19 protein-coding genes, 2 tRNA genes and 1 riboswitch are annotated in these 23,622 nt (G+C 37.4%); of the genes, 12 read left to right on the forward strand and 9 right to left on the reverse strand.

The features are described from left to right. On the forward strand, positions 1–1,064 hold a 1,064-nt coding region (locus ACIQ0D_RS03830; RefSeq protein ID WP_395803241.1), incomplete at its 5' end, for a prolyl oligopeptidase family serine peptidase. A 49-nt stretch (positions 1,065–1,113) separates the two neighbouring features. Then, the gene (locus ACIQ0D_RS03835) at positions 1,114–1,302 is read left to right on the forward strand and encodes a hypothetical protein (protein ID WP_395803242.1); all 189 of its coding nucleotides are present in this window, start codon (positions 1,114–1,116) and stop codon (positions 1,300–1,302) included. 365 nt (positions 1,303–1,667) lie between these two features. Here the strand turns inward: ACIQ0D_RS03835 and ACIQ0D_RS03840 are convergent. Together ACIQ0D_RS03840 and ACIQ0D_RS03845 are read right to left on the reverse strand one after the other, a co-directional pair. Then, positions 1,668–1,739, reverse strand: a tRNA-Glu gene (locus ACIQ0D_RS03840). Positions 1,740–1,763: 24 nt separating this feature from the next. Then, positions 1,764–1,836 (reverse strand) — tRNA-Met (locus ACIQ0D_RS03845). A gap of 108 nt (positions 1,837–1,944) precedes the next feature. Between ACIQ0D_RS03845 and era the strand changes: the two genes are divergently transcribed. The 10 genes from era to metF all read left to right on the forward strand — a co-directional run bounded on the left by era (position 1,945) and on the right by metF (position 15,063). After that, the gene (era, locus tag ACIQ0D_RS03850) at positions 1,945–2,823 is read left to right on the forward strand and encodes a GTPase Era (protein ID WP_395803243.1); all 879 of its coding nucleotides are present in this window, start codon (positions 1,945–1,947) and stop codon (positions 2,821–2,823) included. Between the two features lie 163 nt (positions 2,824–2,986). Continuing rightward, a complete protein-coding gene (gene der, locus ACIQ0D_RS03855; RefSeq protein WP_395803244.1) occupies positions 2,987–4,288 on the forward strand; it encodes a ribosome biogenesis GTPase Der in 1,302 nt (433 codons plus the stop codon). A 14-nt stretch (positions 4,289–4,302) separates the two neighbouring features. After that, positions 4,303–4,491, forward strand: coding sequence for a hypothetical protein (locus ACIQ0D_RS03860; RefSeq protein ID WP_395803245.1), 189 nt, complete (start codon positions 4,303–4,305; stop codon positions 4,489–4,491). Positions 4,492–4,698: 207 nt separating this feature from the next. Beyond that, entirely contained in the window at positions 4,699–6,912 is a 2,214-nt protein-coding gene (locus ACIQ0D_RS03865; RefSeq protein ID WP_395803246.1) for a TonB-dependent receptor family protein, read from the forward strand. 114 nt (positions 6,913–7,026) lie between these two features. Continuing rightward, positions 7,027–7,836: an N-acetylmuramic acid 6-phosphate etherase gene (gene murQ / locus ACIQ0D_RS03870; RefSeq protein ID WP_395803247.1), complete on the forward strand. Its 810-nt coding sequence runs from the start codon at positions 7,027–7,029 to the stop codon at positions 7,834–7,836. A gap of 14 nt (positions 7,837–7,850) precedes the next feature. Continuing rightward, positions 7,851–8,417, forward strand: coding sequence for a hypothetical protein (locus tag ACIQ0D_RS03875; protein WP_395803248.1), 567 nt, complete (start codon positions 7,851–7,853; stop codon positions 8,415–8,417). Between the two features lie 110 nt (positions 8,418–8,527). After that, positions 8,528–9,265, forward strand: coding sequence for a Bax inhibitor-1/YccA family protein (locus ACIQ0D_RS03880; protein ID WP_395803249.1), 738 nt, complete (start codon positions 8,528–8,530; stop codon positions 9,263–9,265). 152 nt (positions 9,266–9,417) lie between these two features. Beyond that, positions 9,418–9,519: riboswitch (SAM riboswitch) on the forward strand. Positions 9,520–9,678: 159 nt separating this feature from the next. Next, positions 9,679–13,353: a methionine synthase gene (gene metH / locus ACIQ0D_RS03885; protein WP_395803250.1), complete on the forward strand. Its 3,675-nt coding sequence runs from the start codon at positions 9,679–9,681 to the stop codon at positions 13,351–13,353. A gap of 270 nt (positions 13,354–13,623) precedes the next feature. Next, positions 13,624–14,070 (forward strand): four helix bundle protein, encoded by a 447-nt coding sequence (locus tag ACIQ0D_RS03890; RefSeq protein ID WP_395803251.1) that lies wholly within the window; start codon positions 13,624–13,626, stop codon positions 14,068–14,070. 36 nt (positions 14,071–14,106) lie between these two features. Further along, the gene (gene metF / locus ACIQ0D_RS03895) at positions 14,107–15,063 is read left to right on the forward strand and encodes a methylenetetrahydrofolate reductase [NAD(P)H] (RefSeq protein WP_395803252.1); all 957 of its coding nucleotides are present in this window, start codon (positions 14,107–14,109) and stop codon (positions 15,061–15,063) included. A gap of 122 nt (positions 15,064–15,185) precedes the next feature. Here metF and ACIQ0D_RS03900 read toward each other — a convergent pair whose 3' ends face one another. The 7 genes from ACIQ0D_RS03900 to ACIQ0D_RS03930 all read right to left on the reverse strand — a co-directional run. Next, entirely contained in the window at positions 15,186–16,496 is a 1,311-nt protein-coding gene (locus ACIQ0D_RS03900) for an MFS transporter (protein ID WP_395803253.1), read from the reverse strand. A gap of 4 nt (positions 16,497–16,500) precedes the next feature. Then, positions 16,501–17,901, reverse strand: a complete 1,401-nt coding sequence (uxaC, locus tag ACIQ0D_RS03905; protein WP_395803254.1) for a glucuronate isomerase — start codon at positions 17,899–17,901, stop codon at positions 16,501–16,503. Between the two features lie 6 nt (positions 17,902–17,907). Beyond that, entirely contained in the window at positions 17,908–19,089 is a 1,182-nt protein-coding gene (uxuA, locus tag ACIQ0D_RS03910) for a mannonate dehydratase (RefSeq protein ID WP_395803255.1), read from the reverse strand. A 5-nt stretch (positions 19,090–19,094) separates the two neighbouring features. After that, complete coding sequence (locus tag ACIQ0D_RS03915) at positions 19,095–19,886, reverse strand: sialate O-acetylesterase (protein ID WP_395803256.1); 792 nt, start codon at positions 19,884–19,886, stop codon at positions 19,095–19,097. A 13-nt stretch (positions 19,887–19,899) separates the two neighbouring features. After that, positions 19,900–20,721, reverse strand: a complete 822-nt coding sequence (locus tag ACIQ0D_RS03920; RefSeq protein ID WP_395803257.1) for an SDR family oxidoreductase — start codon at positions 20,719–20,721, stop codon at positions 19,900–19,902. Positions 20,722–20,731: 10 nt separating this feature from the next. Continuing rightward, the gene (locus tag ACIQ0D_RS03925; RefSeq protein WP_395803258.1) at positions 20,732–23,107 is read right to left on the reverse strand and encodes a glycoside hydrolase family 3 N-terminal domain-containing protein; all 2,376 of its coding nucleotides are present in this window, start codon (positions 23,105–23,107) and stop codon (positions 20,732–20,734) included. A 28-nt stretch (positions 23,108–23,135) separates the two neighbouring features. Continuing rightward, positions 23,136–23,622: hypothetical protein (locus ACIQ0D_RS03930; protein ID WP_395803259.1), on the reverse strand; the 487-nt coding region annotated here is incomplete at its 5' end.

Genomic DNA, 23,622 nt, shown 5'->3' on the forward strand with positions numbered 1-23,622 from the left:
GTTGGACAGCAGATGGAAAAAATATTGTCTGGTCGGAGACCAATAAAACATTGACGAGTATTTACACATTAAGTGTGGATGGAAAAAATATTACTGAATTAAGTAAGGGTGAAAAAAATTATATAGGTGCTGCTAAAATAAATGCATCAAATACTTATGTATCCTTCACCTTACAAAACACATCACAGTTTCCTGAATTATATGTAAGTAAATTAAACGAGTATGCGCCAAAAAAAATTACTTCTATTAATGCGAACAATATTTCATTGCCTTTAGGCAGAACAGAACTAATTAAATGGAAAGGCGCCGATGGTTTAGAGATAGAAGGTTTATTAACTTATCCCTTAAACTATACTGCTGGAAAAAAAGTACCCTTATTATTAAATATACATGGCGGCCCTGCTGGCAATTTTGGTCAAACTTGTATTGCTACTAATCAGGGAACTTATCCAATAGCTGCTTTAAGTGAAGACGGATATGCTATTTTGAGACCAAACCCAAGAGGATCAAGTGGTTACGGAAGTAATTTTAGAATGGCCAACAGACAGGATTGGGGTGGTAAAGATTATATTGACTTAATGACTGGTGTAGATCAAGTGATAAAAATGGGCGTTACAGATGAGACTATGTTAGGTGTAATGGGATGGAGTTATGGAGGTTTTATGAGTAGCTGGATTGTTGGACATACGAATCGTTTTAAAGCTGCTTCCATTGGAGCGCCTGTTGTGGATCTTGGCTTTCAAAATTTGACCGATGATATTGAAGGATTTTTACCTTCTTATTTTAAATCAGATCCTTGGAATAATTGGTCAATGTATAGTGAGCATTCACCTATAAGATATGTTCAAAATGTAAAAACACCTGTGATGCTACAACACGGGGAAGCTGATCAAAGAGTTCCTTTGGGTAATTCTATTATGTTTTACAATGCATTAAGAAGAAGAAATATTCCAGTGAAGCTGTTGGTTTTACCAAGACAAGCTCATGGACCTAATGAACCAAGAATGGTTTTAAAAACAATGCAAACCAACCTAGAGTGGTTTGCAAGTTTACTTAAGCCATAGACTCTATTAGAGCATCGATAAGGAGGATTTTGAAGCTATACGGAATGCTGTGGATACCTATCACCTTGTTTTAGTACAGAACAATGGCAAGAAAATGAATTTGTATCAAACTTGGATGAAGGATGTTTTTAGGTTGTTTATACTTGCTGTTGGTAGTAGAGAGGAAATCATCTATTTAAGATGGAGTGAGATATTTAACCTAAAAAATGGCACCAAATTCTTTATGATTGGAAAATAAAAGCAGGCAGAATTCAAAAAACAGACAAGAAATATGTAAAATACATCCCCATTGGCGCCGATCTTAAAAAGGCGCTAATGGATATGGAACTAATTTCATCCGTATTAGAATTTATAAAGCACAGCTTTATTTCAAAGAATTACCATAGTTTTCGATTAAAATTCAAACAATATTTTTTTTATTTGGAATTTTACGAACGTGTTTCTACAAAATGTATTGTTACATAAATATGGGATACACGAACGTGTATTTTTTTCAAAAACTGTATTTTAACCTAAATATGAGACACACGACCGAGTGTCTCTACGAATTCCCAAACCACGCGAAAACACAAAACCCGCTCTACTTTCGTAAAGCGGGTTTCGTAGCCCGTAGGGGAATCGAACCCCTGTTTCCAGAATGAAAATCTGGCGTCCTCACCCCTAGACGAACGGGCCAAAAAAAGAAGCTAACTTCTTCGGTAGCGGGAGCCAGACTCGAACTGACGACCTTCGGGTTATGAGCCCGACGAGCTACCAACTGCTCCATCCCGCACTCTGACAATTTTAAAGCTCAAAAGAATGATTGTGTTGCTTTTAAATTGGACTGCAAAGATATATTTCGTTTCTTTGCATTGCAAATATATTTTAAAATAAATTTTTCATGTCGCACAAAGCCGGATTTATTAGTTTGATTGGGAAACCAAATGTTGGGAAATCAACCCTAATGAATGCCTTGGTCGGGGAAAAACTATCCATAGTAACTCCAAAGGCACAAACTACTCGTCACCGAATTTTAGGCATTGTAAATGAACCCGACTCACAATTAGTCTTTTCGGACACCCCCGGAGTTATAAAACCAGTGTATGGAATGCAAGAATCGATGATGAGTTTCGTTAATGGCTCCTTAGTCGACGCAGATATCATCTTATTTGTCACCGATATTAATGAAAAGTACGACGAAAACGATGTCCTTGAAAAATTAGCCAAAACCAGTTCACCTATCGCAGTGATTATCAACAAGATCGATAAATCAAACGAGGATTTGGTGAAAGAAAAAATACTTTATTGGGAAGAAAAACTCAAACCCAAAGCTATTTTCGCTGTATCGGCATTACATGATCATAATGTTCCTGCAGTCATGCAATTTATCATGGATAATCTCCCAGTGCATCCACCATATTACGACAAAGACACTCTAACCGATAGAAATGAACGTTTCTTTGTATCAGAAATAATCCGAGAAAAAGTATTCAAACTCTACGACAAAGAGATTCCATACAGCACCGAAGTGATCATTACCTCATTCAAAGATGAAGCAAAGATTATTCGGATCAGCTCCGAAATTATCGTTGAACGCGATTCACAAAAAAATATCATCATCGGCAAAGCCGGCGAAATGCTTAAAAAAGTAGGAACCTATGCCCGTAAAGACATGGAAGAGTTCCTACAGAAAAAAGTATTCTTAGAAATGTTTGTGAAAGTTATCCCAGATTGGAGAAATAGAAAGAACTATTTGAAGAGTTTTGGGTACGACGATTAGATGTGAGATGGGAGATGTGAGATGGGAGATGTGGTAGTGGAGTTAAAAGTGATTAAACCATCAAAAAAATCTTTTAAAAAAATAAGAAATAATTTAAAAATGAGAGTAACCAGTACTAAGTACTAAATACTTTGTACTAATTACTTTGTACTAAATAAAAAAAATGAGCAATATCGTAGCAATAGTAGGTCGCCCAAATGTAGGTAAATCGACTTTATACAACAGATTAACCGAAACCCGCAAAGCGATAGTTGACGACTTCAGTGGCGTGACCCGTGATAGGCATTATGGCGTTGCTGAGTGGACTGATAAGCATTTTACAGTAATTGATACCGGTGGCTACGTTGCTAACTCAGACGACGTGTTTGAGGCAGCTATACGCGAACAAGTGGTTATCGCTATTGAAGAAGCAACCGTAATTTTATTCATGGTAGATGTGGTAACAGGCATCACCGACCTTGATGATGATATTGCTAAATTATTGCGCCGCAGCAAGAAACCCGTTTTTGTAGTGGTAAATAAAGTGGACAATAACCAAAGAATTACGGACGCAAGTGTATTTTACGGACTTGGATTAGGCGAAATTTACCCTCTTTCATCCATGTCGGGTTCAGGTACCGGCGAACTTCTAGATGAAGTGATTAAACACTTCGAACCAGAAGATGAAAATGAAAATCAATTGCCTAAATATGCCATCGTTGGTCGCCCAAATGTGGGTAAATCATCGCTAATTAATGCTCTAATTGGACGAGATAGAAATATCGTAACTCCCATTGCAGGAACAACGCGCGACTCGATTCACATACATTACAATCAATTTGGACATGAATTTATGCTGATTGATACTGCTGGCCTCCGTAAAAAAACTAAAGTCAAAGAAAATATTGAGTTTTATTCGGTGATGCGTACCATCAAAGCATTGGAAGAAGCAGATGTTGTGATTTTGATGATTGATGCTGTGGAAGGCATTGAATCACAAGATATTAATATCTTTCATTTAGCTGAGAAAAACAAAAAAGGAATTGTTATCCTCGTAAATAAATGGGACCTTATCGAGAAAAACACTAAAACAACTGGTGTTTTTGAAGAACAGATTTATCAAAAAATCGCACCATTTACTGATGTACCTATCGTATTTACATCAGTTGTAGAGAAGCAACGAATCTACAAATCATTAGAGGCCGCATCAAAAGTCTATGAAAATAAACTGAAAAAGATCCCAACCTCCAAATTAAACGATATCATGCTTCCAATCATCGAAAATTACCCCCCACCAGCAGTGAAAGGAAAATACGTGAAAATCAAATATGTGACACAAATTAATGGCTCATCACCCATGTTTGCCTTTTTCTGTAATCTCCCACAATACATTAAAGAACCTTATAAGCGCTTTGTGGAAAATAAATTACGCGAGCATTTCGATTTTACAGGAGTGCCTATTCAAATATTTTTCAGACAGAAATAAATTAAATTATTAACATGAAAAAAATCTTATTTCTAATTGCTCCACTAGCCTTATTTTCTTACGCTTGCAATAACACAGATCAACAAACAATTGACAAGCAAGACTCTCTTCAGGAGGCCGCTGCTGCCGATTCAATGCTTAATTCGGCAATAATGGCTGATTCTTTGATGCAAGACAGTCTTAAAAAAGACTCTATAAAATAATACAATCCTAAGTCATTCATTTTTAGGCGATAAATCTAAATTAAGGTCTATCGCCTATCTACAAATTGCTTGAAATTATCATCAAAAAGCAATATTTGAACCTAAAAACAAGATTTAGAAATTATTATTGATAATCATTCTAAATAATTTGATTTTTTCAAAATCTCGCCGTATCATTGCAGACTATTTAAAATTAGTCTAAATAAAATGATTCGAATATCTGCGGTACTTTTAACCAGTTTACTACTAAGTTATAGTCTTTTTGGGCAAGACAAAAAATCTACTGAAACCCCTAAACTTTCAGACAGCACCATCATTGAGATGCCACAAATCATGATAATTGGTAAACGCGATGGTTTAATAAGTAAAACTCCAGGTTCAGCAATAATTTTAGGATCACGTGACATCAAACAATTTGCTCCACTTACATCCAATGAACTACTTCGTAAAGTGACAGGAATTAATGTGGTGGATGAGGAAGGTGCGGGACTAAGATTAAATATTAGTATTCGCGGATTAGACCCCGACAGAAGTCGCAATATACTTATGCTTGAAGATGGTGTTCCAATTGCACTCGGCCCTTATGGCGAACCTGAGATGTATTTTACTCCTGCAATCGATAAAATGTCGGGAATAGAAATATTAAAGGGCAGCGGACAAATTCTGTTCGGTCCACAAACCATTGGCGGAGTTGTAAACTTTTTCACGGCAGATCCTCCATCATCCGAAGCAACTAGAATTAAATTATCAGGTGCAAAAGATGGCTATTTCTCTGGCTTTGCATCTTATGGAAATACCATTGGAAAAACCGGATTTTTAGTTTCTTACCTTCACAAGAGAGCCGATGAACTTGGAATGACGAATTTCAGACTTAACGATCTTTCGGCGAAAATAAAAATCGAGCTCAATGAAAAATCGAATCTAGGAATCAAATTGGGATTTTATGATGAGCAATCGAATTCCACATACATCGGTTTAACCCAAACCATGTTCGATCAAGGTGAGCAGGATTTTGTTAGAATGGCGCCCAACGATAATATTCCGATCAAGCGACTTTCTGCAAGCACCACACACCAATTTCAAATCAACGAAAATATAAGTCTCAAAACTACTGCGTACGCATACACAACGAGCCGCAACTGGCAAAGACAGGATTTTTCATTTAATTCTTCTGCTTCCAATAAAACAGGTGTTATTTGGGGAAATTCTAGCATAACTAATGGCGCTGTTTACATGCTCAACTCTACGGGAAACCGTAACCGCCAGTTTGAAGTCGCGGGCATTGAACCCCGCCTAAGCATCAATCATAATTTCCTCAATATTAAAAATGAGCTAGAAACAGGTTTTCGCTATCTCTACGAAAAAGCAGATGAACAATTTGTAGTGGGCTCAAATGCTAGTACTTCCGATGGACTTTTACGAGATAAAGAAGTAAGAACAGGAAACTCATTCAGTGCTTATGCACAAAACACCTTCAATATCACTAAAAAACTATCGCTAAATGCAGGTTTACGCTTAGAAAACTTTGATTATGAACGTCAAATTTTACGTGGAAGATACCGCATCAATAATGTAAACAATGTAATTAGAGATACGAATATTGTTTCGAGCGACAATACTTTTGCGCTAATACCGGGTGCTGGATTTAACTACGCAATAAACGATGAAATAAATTTATTTGCGGGAGTGCATAAAGGTTTTGCTCCACCGCGAATCAAAGACGCCATTACTGCCGAAGGAGTGCCATACAATTTAGATGCTGAATTAAGCACCAATTATGAGCTTGGTACACGTATAGGCATCGGCAACGTGCTTAGTGCCGAGTTTACAGCCTTCATTCTTGATTTTCAAAATCAAATCATTCCAGTATCTAACTCCTCAGGGAATTTAAATGCTACTGGAGTTATCAATGGCGGACAAACCATGCACAAAGGTATTGAAGCAGGATTTAAATTTGATTTTGGCAAAATTATTGGATCGAAAAGTTCATACACTTTAGAATCAAGCCTCACCCTCCAAAACTCAGTTTACAGCAGTGATCGATTTATTGCTGTAGGTGGAAAAGCCGTAAATATTAAAAACAATACCCTGCCCTATTCAGCCAATGTAATGATATGGAATGCTGTGGGAATGAACCTTTTGAATGGCTTTGGCTTCAGACTCTCTGGAAATTATATCGGAGAGCAGTTCACCGATGAATTAAACACCAGCATTGCTTCTGCAAATGGTAGAACAGGGCAATTAAAAAGTAGATATATTATTGATGCAAATGCATTTTATCGCATTCCAAAGACCAATGCGAGCTTAAACCTTGCTGTAAAAAACCTAAGCAATGAACGATATATAAGCACCAGAAGACCTGAGGGAATTCGAGTAGGCTTACCTAGGTTAGTCACTGCGGGATTTGAAGTTAGTTTTTAATCAGATCAAAATCGACTCTAAACCCGTTTCGAAATTTCGGAACGGGTTTTTTATTTTCAAATAATTATCAGCTACAAGATAATATTCCGATTTTAGTCCCAGAAAATATTAACAATGAAAAGAACTACAGAACAAGATTCTAATTATACCGATTTAGACAAAATGTCTGTCGCAGAGCTCCTGCATGGAATAAACAAGGAAGATAAATCGGTCCCATTAGCAGTTGAAAAGGTTATTCCTGCCATTGAGAGCTTAGTAAACGTAATTGTAGAAAAGATTAGTAATGGGGGGCGTCTTTTTTATATTGGGGCAGGTACTAGCGGCAGACTTGGGATTTTGGATGCTTCTGAATGCCCTCCAACCTATGGTGTTCCATTTGACATGGTGGTAGGTATCATTGCTGGTGGCGATAAAGCCATCCGCAAAGCCGTTGAAAATGCTGAGGACAATGCAGAACAAGCATGGAAAGATCTTCAGGAGTTTAACATTTCTGATAAAGATGTGCTAGTTGGAATTGCAGCTTCTGGAACTACGCCTTACGTAATTGGCGGATTAAAAACAGCGAATGAAAACGGATTAGAAACGGGTTGTATTGTATGTAATGCAGGAAGTCCCGTAGCTGAAGCCTCAAAATACCCTATTGAAGTGGTTGTAGGACCCGAATTTGTAACAGGTTCAACACGCATGAAATCAGGAACTGCCCAAAAATTGGTTCTAAATATGATTAGCACAACAACTATGATTCGTTTAGGCAAGGTGAAAGGCAATAAAATGGTTGATATGCAGTTAAGCAATATAAAACTAGTTGGCCGCGCAGTTAACATGATCATGCAGGCTACTAACCTGGATGAAAAAACCGCACAAACGCTTCTAGATCAATATGGTAGCGTGCGTAAGGCGGTTGAAAATGCACCAAAAAACTAAAAAATAAGGTTTAAATGCACGAAATAGAACCATATTATCGCTGGAGAGACGATTATATCGCTTCTGAAGATCCACTTTCGCCATTTTATCAAACAAAATATAGCGAATTTGAATTTGATAAGCAAATCTATAACTACCTGATACATCCCCAATGGGATTTCTTCGGTTCTCAAACACTTTATCTAAAAGTTTTGTTTGCCGATTATGAAACCGGTTTTGCCATCATCGAATTTATAGGTGAATGGAATGATGCCCTACACAATGACGTAATGATTCTTAAACGCGAAATTATCGAGCTAATGGTGGATGAGGGCATCAATAAATTTATCCTCATCGGAGAAAATGTACTCAACTATCATTCATCAGACGATTGTTATTATGAAGAGTGGTTTCAAGATGTGGAAGATGGTTGGATTGCAGGGATAAACTTTAGAGAGCATGTAATCAGTGAGTTCAAACGAAATAATATAGATTACTACCTAAATTTTGGAGGTAATTTAGATGATATGGCTTGGCGTAACTTAAAACCTTCTCAGCTTTATAAAAATGTTGAAATGGAGTTAACAAAGAGATTAAATTAGTAGATTCTGATATTAAGAGAAATCGCAATAATTAATACAGGCGCATCAAAAAAAATCATCTCACATTAAAATATTGTTCATTTTTAGTAAATTCGATAAAAAATAATACCATGTCAGAAAAAGAAACAGTTATTCAATACAATCAAGAACCAATTATACAACGTGAAGGCGGAATTACTTCAAGAAATTTCCTTCCCAATGTATTTTTATGGATGTTTATTGCGCTTGCACTCTCTGCAGGTTTTGCATGGCAATTTTCTAGCGATCAGGGACTTTTAAGCATGCTCATTGATTTACAAACTGGAGGAAGAACAACTTTAGGAACTATCGCCATGTTTGCTCCATTAGCATTTGTTTTGGTGATGTCATTCGGAATGAACAGATTATCATTTCCTGTTCTAGCCCTCATTTTTGTTTTATACTCTGCCGCAACAGGAATCAGCTTGAGCTATATTTTACTAGTTTATACCTCTTCTTCTGTTTTAGGATGTTTTATTTCAGCATCCTTATTATTCGCAGTAATGGCCATTGCTGGATACAGAACGCAGACAGATCTAACCAAATTTGGCCCAATTTTAATGATGGCTCTTGTAGGAATTGTGATTGCAAGCATCGTTAATTTCTTCTTAGGAAGCAGTCAGCTAGATTATATCATCAGTTTCATTGGGGTTGCCTTATTTATAGGTTTAACTGCTTATGATATGCAAAGATTAAAGCGCATCGCCGCCGGAATTGAGTATGGTGATGCATCTGCAAATAAAATGGTAATTATGGGCGCATTAACCCTTTATCTAGATTTCATCAATCTATTTTTAATGCTTCTCCGTTTATTTGGTGGAAGAAAATAAAATATTTAGGGCTATATTTTAGAAAGGATTTATCAAACAAATTCTATAAAATATAGCCCTGTTTTAATTTCCTGCCAAATTAATCTTAATGTCATAAATAGCATTTCTCCCTACAAATTTGCTTTTCAGCGAATTATCTTGCACTTTTGCACTGCTTATTCAGAAAGACGGAGGGATTAGACCCTACGAAGTCTTAGCAACCTGTGCTTACAAGGTGCTACATTCTATCTCGCATATTCGGGAAAAGATAAGTTAAAGTCATTGAATACCGACTTTTTGAGTAAAGCCTTTTTAGATGTAAAATTTTGATCTGAGTTCAATGGGACTTGATTATGCATTGTTAATAGCATAATTCATTCTCAAATCTCACATCTCATATCTCACATCTAAATGCCTATATCTTAAAAAGAATAATGAGTATTAGAGAAGAACTAAAAAAGAGAATACTAGTAATCGATGGCGCGATGGGCACCATGATTCAGCGTTATCAATTAACAGAACAAGATTTTAGAGGCGAACGTTTTAAAGATCATCCTTGTGATGTTAGAGGCAATAATGACCTATTAAATATTACCCGTCCAGATATAATAAGAGCAATCCATGCCGAATATTTGGAGGCTGGTGCAGATATTATCGAAACCAATACCTTCAGCACGCAACGTATATCCATGGCTGATTATCAGATGGAAGTGCTCTCTTATGAAATGAGCTTTGAAGGTGCACGTATTGCCAAAGAAATAGCACAAGAATATACGCAAAAAAATCCAAATAAACCGCGTTTTGTTGCTGGTGCCCTAGGTCCAACAACAAAAATGGCGTCTATGTCGCCAGATGTAAACGACCCAGGATACCGTGCCGTAACATTCGATGAGCTCGTTGAAGCCTATTACGAACAGGTAAAAGGCTTGATTGAAGGTGGTGCAGATATGCTCCTATTTGAAACAATCACCGATACCTTGATTACCAAAGCCGCACTTTTCGCAGCAAAAAACTACGAAAACGAAAGTGGCAGGAAGATTGAAATCATGATTTCGGGTACGATTACTGATGCCAGTGGAAGGACTTTATCCGGTCAAACCGTTGAAGCATTTTTGAATTCTTTGAGCCATGCCAATCTCTTGAGCATTGGCTTAAACTGTGCCTTAGGTGCAAAAGATATGCGCCCGCACATTGAAGAACTTTCTCAGAAAGCAGGTTGCTTTATCTCCGCATACCCAAATGCAGGTTTACCCAATGAATTTGGTGGATATGATGAGCTGCCTCATGAAACGGCACACTTGGTGGAGGATTTCATGGCGAGTGGTTTTGTGAATATTGTAGGTGGTTGTTGCGGCACAACCCCCGAACACATAAAATGTATTGCAGAAAAAGCAGCCAAATTTACACCGCGCGTACCTTCCATACCTGAGCCCTTTATGCGCCTAAGTGGATTGGAACCGGTTACTTTGACTCCTGAAACGAATTTTGTGAATGTTGGGGAGCGGACAAACATTACAGGATCTCCAAAATTTTCAAAGCTTATTTTGAGTGGGAATTATGATGAGGCCCTTTCGGTAGCTCGTCAGCAAGTGGAGGGTGGAGCACAAATAATTGATGTAAATATGGACGAGGGCATGCTTGATTCGGAAGCAGCCATGGTCAAATTTCTAAATCTAATTGCTTCAGAACCAGATATTTCTAAGTTGCCAATCATGGTCGACTCCTCCAAATGGTCGGTTATTGAAGCGGGATTAAAATGCCTACAAGGTAAAGGAATTGTCAATTCTATTTCGCTTAAAGAAGGTGAAGAAGCCTTTATAAAATATGCCTCCAAAATTCGTCAATATGGTGCCGCTGTAGTAGTGATGGCATTTGATGAAGCCGGGCAAGCAGACTCGCTCGAAAGACGTATCGAAATCTGCAAAAGATCTTATGATATTTTGGTGAATGAGGTCAATTTCCCCGCTCAAGATATCATTTTCGATCCGAATATTCTTACCGTTGCAACGGGATTAGAGGAGCATAATAATTATGCGGTAGACTTTATTGAAGCAACTCGCTGGATTAAACAAAATCTTCCTTTAGCCAAAGTGAGTGGCGGAGTAAGTAATATTTCATTCTCATTTAGAGGAAATAATACCGTACGTGAAGCGATGCACTCTGCATTTTTGTACCATGCCATTAAAGCTGGTCTCGACATGGGGATTGTGAATGCTGGAATGCTAGAAGTGTATGAGGAAATTCCAAAAGATCTACTTGTACTTGTTGAGGATGTTTTATTAAATCGCAGGCCAGATGCTACAGAACGCTTGGTCGAGTTTGCCGAAACCATCAAAACGAAGGGTAAAGTAATTGTCAAAGATGAAGAATGGCGTAAAGAAAGCGTTGAATCAAGGCTTTCTCATTCATTGATCAAAGGAATCATTGATTATTTGGATGAAGATGTTGAGGAAGCAAGACAGAAATACTCCAAGCCACTAGAGGTGATTGAAGGCCCACTGATGGACGGAATGGGCATTGTGGGCGATTTGTTCGGTCAGGGTAAAATGTTCCTTCCGCAGGTCGTTAAATCGGCTAGGGTGATGAAAAAAGCAGTAGCCTATCTCCTGCCCTTTATTGAGGAAGAAAAACGAACAAATGCCGATAGCAATCAGCGGAAAAATGCAGGTAAAATATTGTTGGCAACCGTAAAAGGTGATGTTCACGACATCGGTAAAAATATTGTGGGTGTAGTACTTGCCTGTAATAATTTTGAAGTGATCGACCTTGGCGTGATGGTTCCAGCACAAAAAATCATAGAAGTAGCAAAAGCGGAGCAGGTAGATATCATCGGACTAAGCGGTTTAATTACTCCATCTTTAGATGAAATGGTCCATTTTGCGAAAGAAATGGAACGCGAAGGATTTAGCATTCCTTTGATCCTTGGCGGAGCAACTACTTCAAGAATTCATGCTGCTGTTAAAGTAGCACCTAATTATTCTGGTCCCGCAGTACACGTACTCGATGCCTCTCGGAGCGTAACGGTATGTAGCACTTTAATGAGTGATGAAAATCGCGATGCCTATATTTCTGGTATTCGTGAAGAATATGACAAGGCACGTGAATCGCATTTAAGCAAGAAATCGGATAAACAATTTAAAACAATAGAAGAAGCAAGAGCTGCTAAATTCAATATAGATTTTAAGAGCACTGAAATTAAAAAACCAGCTTTCTTGGGCACGAAAGTGTTTACCGAATTCTCATTGGAAGAATTGGTCCCATACATCGATTGGACACCATTTTTCCATACTTGGGAACTCCGAGGAAGCTTCCCGCGTATTTTTGAAGATCAATATGTGGGTCTTGAAGCTAAAAAATTATACGATGAAGCCAGGCTTTTATTGACTAAAATTATTGCGGATAAATCCCTTAGAGCAAAAGGTGTTATCGGTTTCTGGCCGGCTAATTCTGTGGGCGATGATATTGAATTGTACACAGATGAAAGTAGGACTCAGGTCTACAAAACCATTCATACCCTTCGTCAGCAATCAGAAAAACCTAAAGATGAAGCCTATTATGCTTTATCCGATTTTGTAGCGCCCAAAGAATCAGGAATCGCCGATTATTGGGGTGGATTTGCGGTGACAACAGGTATTGGTTGTGATGAATTGGTGGCTATTTTCGAAAAGAACTTTGACGATTATAATAGCATCATGGTCAAGGCCCTCGCCGACCGACTAGCAGAGGCCTTTGCCGAACGAATGCATGAATTAGTCCGTAAAGAATTTTGGGCTTACTCAAATAATGAATCACTTAGTAATGAGGAACTTATAAAGGAAAAATATGTTGGTATTCGTCCCGCACCTGGTTACCCAGCCTGCCCAGACCATACCGAAAAAGCAACATTATTTGAAATTTTAGATGCAGAAAATACAACAGGCATTCACTTAACAGAAAGCTTCGCAATGTATCCAACTGCGGCGGTCAGCGGTTTCTATTTTGCACACCCTCAATCCCGTTATTTCGGATTAGGAAAAATCAATAAAGATCAAGTAATTGATTATGCAAAACGTAAAAACATGCCATTGGAAGATGTGGAGAGGTGGTTGAGCCCGAATTTGGGGTATTAACGAGGGGTAGGCAGTTGGCAGTTGTCAGTTATCAGGCTAACGACAAAAGGAGTTGACAGTTGGCAGTTATCAGGCAAACGACAAAAGGAATTGACAGTTGGCGGTTAACAGACTAATGACAAAAGGAATTGAAAGTCCCTTACCTGATAACTGACAACCGACAACCGACAACTGATAACTGATAACCGGTATAAATAAATGATTAAAAGGTAAAAATTTTTATAAACTATTTTTTCAAAGTAATTTATCTCGAAATAATAATTAAAGGAGATGACTGATTCAGAGAAAAGATATACAGAATTAAAAGTATGGCAAGAAGCTAGGAAACTATCAAAAGAAGTTTATTCAATTACAGCAGAGTTTCCTAGAGAAGAACAATATGGCTTAATAAATCAAATAAGAAGATGTGCAATATCTGTACCATCAAATATTGCGGAAGGATGTGGAAGAAATCATTCGAAAGATAGTATTCGATTCTTTCATATCGCAAGAGGATCTCTCTATGAACTAGAAACTCAATTGTATCTTTGCTTTGATTTAAATTATTTAGATGAACCTAAACTTAAAGAAGTTCTACTATCAACAGAACTAAGCAGAAAATTATTAAGTGGCTTTATTAAGTATTTTCAAAATCTAAAACCAAAACCAAAGAAAACGTCAGATAAAGATAATTGGCAACCGATAACTGATAACCGACAACTGATAACTGACAACTGACAACCGATAACTGACAACCGATAACTGATCAAAAAAATGAAAATAACAGAACATATATCCTCCGCAAAAGGAAAAACGCTTTTCTCATTTGAGCTTCTACCGCCTGTTAAAGGTCAGAGTATTCAGGGTATTTACGATGCGATTGATCCACTGATGGATTTCAATCCTCCTTTTATCGATGTTACCTACCACAGGGAAGATTATATTTACAAGCAGCATGATAGCGGATTGCTTGAGAAAGTTTCCTATCGTAAACGGCCTGGGACTGTAGCTATTTGTGCAGCAATTATGAATAGGTATAAGGTAGATGCTGTGCCGCATCTTATTTGTGGTGGTTTTACGAGAGAAGAGACAGAAAATGCACTCATCGATCTTCAGTTTCTTGGGATAGATAATGTGCTAGTTTTGCGTGGCGATGCTCGTCATGCAGATTCCGGATTTATTCCTACTCCTGGTGGCCATGCCTACGCTACCGACTTACTTCAGCAGGTGGTAAATATGAATAATGGTGTTTACCTTCATGAAGATCATGATACAGCTTATAAAACACAGTTTTGCATCGGTGTGGCCGGATATCCTGAGAAGCATTTTGAAGCACCAAACTTAAAAACGGACTTCAAGTACTTGAAAATGAAGGTAGATATGGGGGCCGAATTTATTGTAACTCAGATGTTCTTCGACAATTCAAAATACGTTGAATTTGTTGATTTATGTCGCAAAAATGGCATCAATGTGCCAATCATTCCGGGACTAAAGCCAATTACATCTTCTAAGCAAATGATTAGCTTGCCGAAAATATTCCACATCGATTTGCCAGAAGATTTAAGCGAGGCGGTAGCAAAATGTAAATCTGAAAAGGAAGTGAGAGAAGTGGGAATTGAACACATGATTGCTCAATGTAAAGATCTTATCAAAATTGGTGCTCCTGTTTTACATTTTTATACGATGAGTAATCCTGGCCCGACACGCAAGATTGCAGAAGCTATTTTTTAAAGAAATTTCATCGGATGAAGATATCATCCGATGAATTAAATTTATTCAAAAAGATTTCGATAAAAATGAATCATCTTTTGGGACAAAGGCCTTTTAAGATGTTTTTCTTTTATTGTCAATAATTACAGATCAATTGCTTCAAATTTTGGAGTTAACAAATGCATAATTAACCATCCACTTAAATAAGCTGTACCACAAATTACGAACATGATATAGTAAGCCGTTTGGATCTGACCAATACCTTCATAGTAAACGAAAAGTTTTTTCTGTACGAGTATTGACAACAAAATTCCACCAAGTCCACCAAACATACCACCAAGTCCAGTTACAGAGGCGATAGCCTTTTTAGGAAACATATCCGACACTGTGGTAAAAATATTTGCACTCCAAGCTTGGTGAGCTGCTGCGGCAAGGCCTATAACAGAGACTGCAAGCCACATATTTATAGAGCCTAAAAGCTGCGCAAAAACAATAGGTATCACACAAACAGCATAAATTAACATACTTGTTTTCCGAGCTTTAAATACAGGCCAGCCCTTGTTTACAAGCTTTAAAGGCAGCCAACCACCACCTACACTTCCAAAACTAGATATAATGTATACCATTGCGGTGGGGATAGCAAGTTCCGTGGAACTTAGTTGGTATTGCTTTTTTAAAAAATCGGGTAACCAGAATAGGTAAAACCACCAAATTGGATCCGTAAGTAACTTCCCCAATGCAAATGCCCATGTTTGCTTAAACTTCAATAAAGTTAACCAAGAAACCTTCTCGGTATTTTCTTTTATAGATTTATCTTCCACATCCGAGTGGATATAGTCAAATTCAGCCTTCGACAATCGAGCCTGCTTAGCAGGAACTTCATAATATATAAACCAAAGAATTAACCAAATGAAACCAATTAATCCGGTAATAATAAATGCCCATTTCCAACCCCATTTTTCAGCAATAAATGGAACAGTTAGAGGGGCAATTATTGCGCCGATATTAGACCCGCTATTAAATATTCCTGTTGCTAGCGCGCGTTCTTTCTTAGGGAACCACTCTGCTGTAACTTTTATTGCGGCTGGAAAATTTCCTGCTTCGGTTACACCTAAAAAAATACGAGCTATGCTAAAACCCATGGTTCCAGTTGCAAAAGCATGACCCACTGCTGCTAAACTCCACAAGGCAGTAGCTAATGCATAGCCAATTTTAGTCCCCAATCTATCAATGATTCTGCCTGCGAAAATCATTCCTAAGGCATAGGCAATTTTAAAAGCTATTTCTATGTTCGCATAATTGGCTGCTTCGGCAACCGCATCCCATTGAAAAGCGGTAGCTAAATAAGGTTTTAATAAACTAATAACCACTCGATCTAGATAATTCACTGTGGTGGCAAAAAACACCAATGAGCAGATTGTCCAGCGATATTTACCAATTTTTTCTTGATTCATTTTTTTAAAATTTAAAATATTCTTTAGCGTTGTTATAACAGATATCTTGAATCAATTTACCTAACCATTCCTTATCAAAGGGTAGCTCACCATTTTCAACATCATTACCAAATATGTCGCATAATAAGCGGCGAAAATACTCGTGACGCGGATAGGAGAGAAAGCTTCTTGAATCGGTGAGCATCCCAATAAAACGGCTGAGTAAACCCATATTTGAGAGGGCATTTATTTGCCTAGTCATTCCATCCTTTTGATCTAAGAACCACCATGCGGAGCCCCACTGCAATTTTCCAGCAACCGTACCATCCTGATAGTTACCAATCATTGCGGCCATAACTTCGTTGTGTGCTGGATTTAGATTGTATAGGATAGTTTTAGCCAATTTGTTTTGGGAATCTAGTTTATTTAAAAATCTAGCTAAAGCCTGCGCTTGTAAAGAATCTCCAATAGAATCGAAACCAGCGTCTGGTCCGATGCTTTGAAACAATCTATCATTATTATTACGAAGAGCTCCTAAATGAAACTGTTGCACCCATCCTTTTTCATGATTCCATAATGCGAATTGAAAAAGCATCGCCGATTTGAATTGAAGATTTTCCTTTTCAGATAAAGGTTCCTTATGTCTAATTTTTTTAAAAATATGTCTAACTTCAAGCTCAGTAAAGTTTTCAGAATAGATATTTTCTAAGCCATGATCAGAAACACTGGCGCCATTTTCTGCAAAAAAATCATGGCGACTTTTCAAGGCGAAAAGATAATTATCATAATCATTGATACTTAGCTCACACAAGATTTCTAATTTGTCGATATATTCATTTAAGCCTATTAAATCGTCACTATTCATAGCTTTATCGGGCCTAAAAGCTGGTAATACCTGAGTAGAACAATCACTATTTTTCAGAATTTGGTGAAATTCTAGGCTGTCTAAAGGATCGTCGGTAGTACAAAGTACTTTTACCTGCATTTTGGCTAATAATCCTTGTACACTGTAGGATTTAGTTTGCAATTTAGCATTGCATTCATCCCAGATTTTTTTTGCCGTTAGCGGAGAGAGAAGATCAAAAATTCCAAAATAACGTTGTAATTCTAAATGCGCCCAATGATAAAGGGGGTTTCGCATTGTATAAGGTATAGTTTCAGCCCATTTTTCAAATTTTTCCCAATCACTTGCAGCTCCAGTAATAAAATATTCATTTATTCCATTAGCACGCATGGCCCGCCATTTATAATGATCGCCATTTAACCAAACCTGGGTAATATTGTCAAACTGATGATCATTTGCAATCTGCTCGGGCGACAAGTGGTTATGGTAATCAATAATTGGCATATCCTTTGCAAAGTCGTGGTAAAGCTCCTCTGCGGTTTTGCTCTGCAGTAAAAAATTATCGTCTAAGAATTGTTTCACTTATTATTATTTTGAATTAATTAGAGAACGTGATATACCCATTTCGAGGCCACGGAGTTCTGCTAAGCCCTTTAATCTTCCTATAGCTGAGTAACCCGGATTTGTGTGTTTTTTAAGATCATCTAGCATCTGATGGCCATGGTCAGGACGCATTGGAATATTTACCTGACGTTTATGCATTACTTCAATAATAGCCTTAACTATTCTAAACATATCTACATCACCCTCTAAATGATTATCCTCGTAAAAGTCTCCAATTGCATTTCGCTTGGTACTACGTAAATGCAGGAAATTTATTCGTTCCGAAAATTGAAATATTATTTCAACTAAATAATTGTCTGGTCTAACGCCAAAAGAACCAGTACAAAAACAAAGTCCGTTGCTTAATGAGGGCACCTTATGAAATAAATATTTTAAATCGCTAGCAGTTGAAACCACCCTAGGAAGGCCCAGAATAGGATAAGGTGGATCATCTGGATGTATAACCATTTTTACGCCACAAGCTTCTGCAGTAGGAATAATTTTTTCTAAAAAATAAATAAGGTGATCTCTTAATTTATTAGCATCAATCCCTTGATAAGTATTTAAGATATCACGGAATTGTTCAATGGTGAAACTTTCTTCACTGCCAGGTAGTCCGGCAATGATATTCCTTTCAAGCAATTTCTGCTCTTGCTCAGACATTTCCTCAAATTTCTGTTTTGCTTGTTCTATTTCACTAACGGAATAGTCTAAATTGGCATTTACACGTTGGAGAATAAAAAGATCAAAAGCAATAAATGCTAAACGCTCAAAACGAAGCGCTTTTGAACCGTTTGGCAAAGTATAACTAAGGTCTGTACGGGTCCAGTCGAGAACCGGCATAAAATTATATGTAATAACATATATGCCACATTCCGATAAATTTCTGATTGATTGTTTATAATTTTCGATATATTTTTCAAAGCCATTAGACTGGGTCTTAATTGCTTCATGTATTGGCACACTTTCTACCACAAGCCATTCCATACCCGAAGACTCTATTTCCAATTTGCGTTTCTGTATTTCTTCTACAGGCCAGATTTCGCCATTGGGGATATGATGTAAGGCCGTAACAACGCCAACGCAGCCAGCTTGACGAATATCATTTAAACTTACTGGATCTTGAGGACCATACCATCGCATGGTATGGGTCATAGAAAACGTCATTTTAATTATTTATTAGATTTATTTTGAAGAATTAGCATTTGCTCTGCAAAACGAATACCTAGAATTTGTGAAGATTTGGAATCAAAATGGGATTCATCATCTACTTTATTTACCAAACCATCAGACTTTGCAATAGCTGTATTTTTTACTCTTTCGGGCAATGGAGCAATCATCTCATTGATAATTTTACGATTTTCTTTGAAGGTTCCCAGCTCTCCAACAACAACAGGTAGATCAGGATTTTTGCAAACTTCACGAATCCTAGAAATGAGGCGCTCAAGATTCGCCAGATATTTAGCGGCTGTTTCGGGCTTTGTATCCGATTCACCTTGATGCCAAAGTAAACCTTTAATAACTCCATACTTCAAAGCCTCCTCGATGCGTTTAACCGCATCGTCATATGGATGAGTATCCGTTTCTTTATCATAAGCTCCTGGCTGCCATTTGGAAATGGATGTTCCACCAACTGCACTTGGCACCAAAGCAATTTTAACCTTCGGATTTGCTTCAGCCATTTTTACACCAAATGCTAAACCTGGTCCAACGCCAGCAGTCTTTGGTTTATCGAAATGAAGTGGATGTTTCGCTAAAACCCATTCATTTTCTTTATTAAGCATTATGACCTGTGAATTCCCTTCTTTAATAAACTCATCGGTAATTTTACCACGACCAGCCATATTAGATTGGCCTAGCAATAAATAAATATGCACATTCGGGTCAGGTTTTACTTTAGTTTGAGCATAGGTACCGAAACTTGCAAAAAGCAAAACTAAAAGGCTAAATTTATATTTCATCATTTCTATTTTTTTATTAAACTCCACTATTAATCATAAATCCACCATCCACATTTACTACTGTTCCATTAACAAACTTAGATGCATCACTCAACAACCAAACTAGTGTTCCAGCAAGCTCATCAGGAATCCCAAAACGCTTATAAGGAGTTTGATTCATTACTTTTGTACCTCTTTCGGTAGTGCTACCGTCGGGATTGGTAAGGAGTGTACGGTTTTGTTCAGTAAGAAAAAAACCTGGTGCAATGGCATTTATACGTATTTTATCATGATAACGATTAGCTAGTTCTAGGGCAAACCATTTGGTATAACTATCAATAGCAGCCTTACTCATGCTATACCCTAATATTTTAGTAATCGCACGCTGGGAGGCCATAGACGATATATTTACAATACTAGCCGACTCAGACTTGGCCAGAACCTTACCAAATACCTGCGTGGGTAATACTGTTCCCCAAAGGTTTAGATTCATTACCGCTTTAAGTCCATCAAAATTAAGATCAAAAATATCATCGGATGGTTGAACAATAGCCTCTGGCAAATTACCTCCAGCTGCATTTACCAAACCATCAATACGGCCATACCTATTTAATATAATTTCACAAGCTTCTTCTAATTCTAGCTTATTAGTAACATCTGCAGTTAAAGCAATTGCATCTCCACCCGCATTTAATATCGTGTTGGCTCTTGCCTCTGCTATGGCTGTATTTCTACCAAGAATTCCAACAATTCCACCCGATTGAGCAATTGATTTCACAAAAACATCACCCAAAATACCTGTACCGCCAGTTACAACAATAACTTTATTTTTTAAAGAGAACAAATTAGTATTAATCATGTATTATAAATTATTGTACTGTAAACTTTTTCTTCAATCTAATATCTTCTGAAGAGCTACCAATTAAAACCTCAAAGCTTCCTTTTTCAACAACCCAGTTCATATCCTTATCTAATAGTTTCAAATCGTCTGGTTTAAGTGTAAATTTTACCTGCTTTGTTTCACCAGGCATCAGGCTTACTCTTTCAAAGCCTCTCAACTGGCTTTCATAAGTAGTTACGCTGCTCACCTCATCCTTAAAATATAATTGTACTACTTCATCCCCTTTCACTTTGCCTGAATTTGTTACTTCTAAACTAATTTGGATATCTGATTCAGCACTAAAATTATCCGAGTTAAAACTCAAATTAGCGTAAGAAAATGTAGTGTAGCTTAAACCAAAGCCAAATGGATATAATGAACCATAAACATTAGTTTTACCAAAACCATTTGGTCCATCACCTGGCTGTCCTGCGTGCGATCCAGGTTTAAAAGGAAAGTTCAATTCTATCTGTCCAGTACTTTTCGGAAAAGTAACAGGCAATTTACCTCCAGGATTATTTGCGCCAAACAATGTTTCGGCGATTACCGTCCCACCTTCAGCACCTGGAAACCAAGCCTCTAAAATTGATGGTATAAATTTACTTGGCCAATTAATCGTTAATGGCTGACCGTTGATTAATACTAAAACAATCGGTTTCCCAGTCTTATATAAAGCTTTTAATAAGGGTAGCTGATGGCCTGTTAAATCTAAATTAGTTCTTGATCTACTTTCACCAATCTGCATTTCTGTTTCACCCAAGACAGCAATAATCACATCCGAATTCTGCGCTAAAAGCACGGCACTATCAATACTTGATTGTTCCAAAACAGTAATATCAGATGGGAAAATTTCACTTTCAGGCCAATTTGCATCTACAGCTTCACAACCTTTAGCATAATTTACTTTTACTGATCCACCCAAATATGTTTTTATCCCATCCAATACATTCACTACCGAAACATTTGAAGGGCCATATCTACTCATAGAATGATTTTTTTCAATAGCTAGGGGACCGGTAACAAGAATGCTTTTTAGCTTTTTAGAATCAAGTGGGAGTAAATTATCCGTATTTTTCAATAATACCATTGATTCACGATTAATCTGTTTGGCAAAAGCTTGTGCATCAGCATTAAAAACAATTTGATCGGCTGCGGCGGTATCCTTAACAAAAGGTTGATCAAAAAGGCCTAATTGAAATTTAACCCTAAGTACATCAGCTACCCTACTATCCAGCTTACTTTCACTGAATTTGCCTTCGCTTACTAATTCACGAACCGGGCGAATAAACTTGTCAGGAACATCAAAATTCGTACGAATATTTAAACCTGCCTCAAGAACCTGACGAACAGCTTCCTTATAATTTTCTGCAACCTTATGCTTTGTAGTAACATATTCAACTGCTTCACTATCAGAAACTACATAACCATTAAAACCATATTGCTCTCTCAGAAGCTCCGTTAAAAAATAATGACTCGCAATAATTGGTACACCATCCCAATCGTTATAACTAGCCATGATACCCATAGGCTTTGCCTCTTGAATAACTCTTCTGAAGGGGTATAAATACATTTGATGAAGTTCTCTGGGAGCCACATGTGGATCTGTTCGTGCATTTCCATCGCGACCGCCTTTGGGCATACTGTAAACCGCATAATGCTTTAATGTTGCTGCAACTTTTTCTTCTTGAACGCCAAGCACCATCTGCTTGCCTAACTCGGCAATATGAAAAGGATCCTCACCAAAACATTCTACAACACGTCCCCAGCGAGGATCTCTTGCTAAATCCAAAATAGGAACATACACATTGGTATAGCCTAAAGCTTTTGCTTCACGCCCTATAACATGTCCCGCTTTATTAATTAACTGCTTATTCCAAGTACTACCCATACTAATCGGAGAAGGTAAACTGGTAGCCTTTTCATTGGCCAAACCATGAATAGCTTCATTTGTAAAGTCAACAGGAATACCCAAACGAGTTTCTTCAACAAACCATTTTTGTACTTGATTTATAGCACCAGCATGGCGACTATAAGGAAAAGAATATTTAGTGAATGTTTGAGGTCTAAAGGTTGTGTTGTTGAGATGCTCATCAATATTACCAATGCCGTCTTTCCAAATTTTTGTTTTCCAAGATGCTGTTGGTAGCTCATCTTTCAAAACCCTACCATAACCGTATAAAGTAGCTAATTGATTTGACTTTTCATTCAGCGTCATATGTGAAAGCAAATCCTTAATCCTAATATCTACGGCTTGCTTTGGATCTTCAAACAAATCTTTAACTCCGTTTTTATTGAAATCTATCCATCCTTTCCGATAAATATTTGAAGCATCTTTCTGCGCAAAAACACTTGCTGAACAGATCAAAAACAATAGAACAATTAGAATTATATTTTTATTTCTGTTTAACATTGTTGTTTTTATTAAAGTATTCTAAAAGTAAATAGCGATTGATATTTAAATCTTTAAAGGATTTTAGTAATGGACTATAAAATTGATAATCATTGTTAACTAGGCCCTTATTCGCATCGTTATTTGAAGGGTCGGCCTTAGTGTACTCAGGATCATTATCTTGGTACTTAAACCAATGCCAGCCGATGCAACTGTTTGATTCAAGTAAGCTCAAACAATAATTTTGATAAAATAAGCCTCTATCATTCTGTGTTTTAACTACCCATCCTGCGCCAGATTGATTGGCAAGACCAGAATCTTCGGCTTTTACATAAAATTCAGTGATGATTAATGGCTTTCCCGACCACTTTTCCCAATTTTTCATGCTCTGTTGCGAGGGAGTCCAAGTACCATAATAATTTACTGAAGTAACATCAATATACTTGCCTGCTGCCTCCATAAATTGTCGGACGTTCTTCTCTCCTGAATAA

Source organism: Daejeonella sp. (genome assembly GCF_044342615.1).
Classification (GTDB): Bacteria; Bacteroidota; Bacteroidia; order Sphingobacteriales; family Sphingobacteriaceae; genus Daejeonella.